Source organism: Marinobacter sp., assembly GCF_046484525.1.
In the GTDB taxonomy this organism is placed as follows: Bacteria; Pseudomonadota; Gammaproteobacteria; order Pseudomonadales; family Oleiphilaceae; genus Marinobacter.
Genome location: NZ_JAWOIS010000052.1, coordinates 1 through 3870, shown reverse-complemented (window position 1 = coordinate 3870; position 3870 = coordinate 1). Strand labels below are relative to the sequence as shown.

Sequence of the window (3870 nt, the reverse complement as noted above, 5' to 3'; positions counted from 1 at the left end):
TATGCGCTGAACGAAACGATCAATGCAGCCGAAAGAAACGCCAAAGGGAACAGCGCCCCGGTCATCTCTGCCATCTGACCGGTCAGCGCGAATATCCCGGCGCCGATCATTACACCCGTACCCAAAGACAGGCCTGATCTTCATGAAGATCAACTGCCCGTCACTAGGCCACGATGTGACATCCCTGGACCCGGAAAAGGCTCCACACTCTACCGCCAGGACAGAGCTGGTAAAGCTCAATCTGGCCTTGGAGATGGGCAACAACGTCATGCTGTATCTGGACGACATCCAGCATACTCACGAGGAATTTCTTCAGAAGTTCATCTCGTTATGTGACGGAACCCGCCGAATCGAGGGTATCTGGAACGGCCGCTCCAAGACCTACGATATGCGCGGCAAACGCTTTGCCATCTGCATGGGCGGCAACCCGTATACCGAATCCGGCGAAGTCTTCCAGATTCCGGACATGCTGGCCAACCGTGCCGATGTCCGGAACCTCGGCGATCAGCTAAGTGGCATGGAGGACATTTTTGCCCTGTCCTATCTCGAAAACAGCATGAGCTCCAATCCGGTGACAGCTCCCCTCGCCTCGCGTGGCATGGGCGATTTTTACCGGTTTGCCGATCTCGCAGCGCGCAAGGAGGTTAACTCTGCGGATTTCGAGCACGACTACAGCGCAGCCGAGCGTGAAGAAATCGTTGCCGTCCTTGAACGCCTCCTCAGGGTGCGAGACGTAATCCTGCGGGTCAATGAGACCTACATCGCCTCCAGCGGCCAGGATGATGCCTACCGGACCGAACCACCCTTCAAGCTCCAGGGCAGCTACCGGAACATGAACAAACTGGCCGAGAAGGTCACTCCGGTAATGACCGGCGACGAGTTGGAACAACTGATCGACGACCACTACCAGGGTGAAGCCCAATTGCTCACCCAGGGTGCCGAAGAGAACCTGCTCAAACTCAAGGAACTTCGAGGAACGCAGACCGGAGCAGAGGCCGATCGCTGGGCAGAAATCAAGTCGGCGTACCGAGCCCGAGTACAGGCGGGCGGCGAAGGTGATACCGGCGAGAAAATCACCCGTCAGCTGGCCAGCATCGGAGAGCAGTTGAAGACCCTGGGCTCCGCAGTCGCCGAATCGACCCGATCCGGTCAGGGTAGAAACGTTGACTGGACGCCCTTGATCGAAGGTATTCACGAGTCGATTGGACGCCTTGAGGTCTCCCCCCGGATAACCGTCCAGGGACCGGATGGCCTGAGAGAAGCACTGGTTTCACTGGCAGAAGTGTATGAACGCTCCATTGGACCGCTGATCAAGGTTCTGCGTGGGAAAACCGGGCTAGATCTCCGGACCTACAGGACGATGTCCGAGATCAAAAATCAGCTACTGATTATCGAAAAGCGGCTCCTGGATAAAGTTGAAACCAGCGAGGATTAACCGAGTCTGATACCAGGAGGAGGGCTCTCACAAAAATAGGCTTTGGAGGTTGGGATATCGTGGACATGGTTCACCCGATCGGATGTCCGCGCTGTACTTCTGGGCCATGGGATCAGGAAGAAATTTGTCCGTTAATTGTCTGCGAGACGCCTCGATAGTGAGACCCAGTCGGCCTTTTAGTGAAGTACGGCTGGTATACTCCTAACAAACATTTTGACTGAAGCAATTGTATGCTGTTTGTTATTGCCTCAATCCTGATTCTGCTCCTTGTTTTTGCTCCCCATCTCTGGATTCGACATGTCATGAAAAAACATGGCGCGCCTGATTCCGACATGCCTGGCACGGGCGGGCAGCTGGCCGAGCATCTCATTAATCGGTTTGAACTCTCGGACGTAGTTGTGGAGCCAACCGATGAAGGTGACCACTATTCCCCTGCGGAAAAAGCTATTCGGCTGTCCCGCGAAGTGTTTGATGGACGTTCGATCACGGCAGTCGCAGTGGCCGCTCATGAAGTCGGCCATGCCATTCAGTATCATCGCCAGGAAGCCATCACGCAGTTACGTCAACGGTATTCACCGGCCGCAATCATGGTCCAGAAGGTGGCCGTTGGCTTCCTTTTTGCCATTCCATTAGTCGTCGCCATCTTCAAGGTACCGCATGTTGCTCTGCTTACTGCCCTGATCGGCGTGCTGGCAATGCTGGCCTCGGTGCTGATTCAGTTCGTCATCTTGCCGATGGAATGGGACGCCAGTTTCAACAAAGCCATGCCAATTCTGGTGAAGGGAGATTACATCCAGAAGCATCAATATGACGCAGTAAACAGCGTTCTCAGGGCAGCCGCATTCACCTATGTGGCCGCCGCATTACTGGACATTCTGAGGCTTGGGCGCTGGCTCATGATCCTCAGGAGCGCTATTCGCTGAACTTGCTCACCCGGCGGGCGCGATGCATCGCCACAGTCTGTGTTTTCTCTATAAGAGAAGATTCGTCAAGCCACAAGGAAACACCATGAAAGTAGTTGCATTATTAACCTCTGTCTTACTAGTCATGTGCAGTCAGATCAGTCTGGCCAACGAGCCGTCCGACCCGGAAACAGCGGCCGAAACCGAAGCGATGGCGCCAGAAAAGGAGTACCAGAAGTGGGCCGAGGAATTCGTCAGCAGCCTGAACTACCAGCGGGGGGAAATTCGCCTCCCCAATGGAGTTGCCACACTGAATGTTCCTGAGAGCTTCTACTATCTGTCCCCCGAAGACACTCAGCGGGTTCTCGTAGAAGCCTGGGGTAATCCACCCGGCGGCGAAACTCTCGGAATGCTTTTCCCATCTGAATTTACACCGCTGGATGACGCATCTTGGGGCGTCACCATAGAGTATGAAGAAGATGGATATGTCTCAGACGAAAATGCCGCTGACATTGATTACACCGAACTGCTTGAACAAATGCAGGAAGATACCCGCGACGTAAATCCAGAACGAGTGGAGGCCGGCTACGAGCCCATCGACCTGGTGGGCTGGGCGGCAGCCCCTCATTACAACCAGGCATCGCACAAGCTCTACTGGGCGCAGGAACTCCAGTTCGGCGATGATCCGAATCATATCCTGAACTACAACATCCGAGTGCTTGGACGCCAAGGGGTTCTGCTTTTGAACTTCATTGCTGACATAAACCAATTGTCGGAAATTGAGACCAATCTTGACACCGTTTTAGGAATGGCAAAGTTCAATGAGGGACATCGCTATAGCGATTTCGACCCGGAGATCGATACCGTCGCGGCTTATGGCCTTGGCGCCCTGGTGGCAGGAAAAGCCGCCGCAAAAGCCGGCATTTTTGCAGGAGCCCTGCTGTTCCTCAAAAAGTTTGGCGTATTCATTATTGCGGGTGTAGTTGCGCTTGGCGGCAAGCTGCTCAAGAAAAAGAAATCAGCTGAATAGCCGGGCTAGGCTCAAATTTGCTCTCTGATGACGTGAACTCAGATCGCTTGCGGCCATGTGCTTTCTGATAATTAGCCATGGCACCAGCCTTAAGTAAAGCGATAACGGGGTAGAATCCCATGCAGCGCGGCGGAATGGGCGTCCGGTATAGGGCCGAAGGCCCGGAACGTACTACAACCACTTGTTAACCACACTTTGTGGCTAGCAAATTTGCCGACACCGCCGCCGCAGCTAGAAACGGGGCCAGCCGCATGGGCAGAAGGATTCGATATTCCTTCTTCCACAGTGTGCGGCTCTCCAGGTTGCCAGTGTGGTTAATCGGGATAGGGAGGCACCTCACGATGCCCCCTCCCACATCACCGGCTGCAGGCGGACACAGAAATTGATGAAGTTCAGGGGGAAATGGGGAGAAATGCTGAGGAAGTTCATGGTTGTCTCCAGGGTGGATCAAGGCTGTGGTGGTGCGACGATGCGCCCCCTTCAATCAAGAAAACGCTGCACCA

The 3870-nt window shown here is 54.4% G+C and carries 3 protein-coding genes; all 3 read left to right on the top strand.

Features of this window, described 5'->3' with window-relative positions:
* Positions 1-142 precede the first annotated feature (142 nt).
* Positions 143-1435 (top strand): hypothetical protein, encoded by a 1293-nt coding sequence (locus tag R6W86_RS11570; RefSeq protein WP_410329514.1) that lies wholly within the window; start codon positions 143-145, stop codon positions 1433-1435.
* A 230-nt stretch (positions 1436-1665) separates the two neighbouring features.
* Positions 1666-2358, top strand: coding sequence for a zinc metallopeptidase (locus tag R6W86_RS11565; protein WP_410329513.1), 693 nt, complete (start codon positions 1666-1668; stop codon positions 2356-2358).
* 85 nt (positions 2359-2443) lie between these two features.
* Positions 2444-3367, top strand: a complete 924-nt coding sequence (locus tag R6W86_RS11560) for a DUF2167 domain-containing protein (RefSeq protein ID WP_410329512.1) — start codon at positions 2444-2446, stop codon at positions 3365-3367.
* The last annotated feature ends 503 nt before the right edge of the window (positions 3368-3870 follow it).

Bases quoted from the DNA above. Each gene is read 5' to 3' on its own strand.
- R6W86_RS11565 (WP_410329513.1), top strand. From the start codon at position 1,666: ATGCTGTTTGTTATTGCCTCAATCCTGATTCTGCTCCTTGTTTTTGCT.
- R6W86_RS11570 (WP_410329514.1), top strand. From the start codon at position 143: ATGAAGATCAACTGCCCGTCACTAGGCCACGATGTGACATCCCTGGAC.
- R6W86_RS11560 (WP_410329512.1), top strand. From the start codon at position 2,444: ATGAAAGTAGTTGCATTATTAACCTCTGTCTTACTAGTCATGTGCAGT.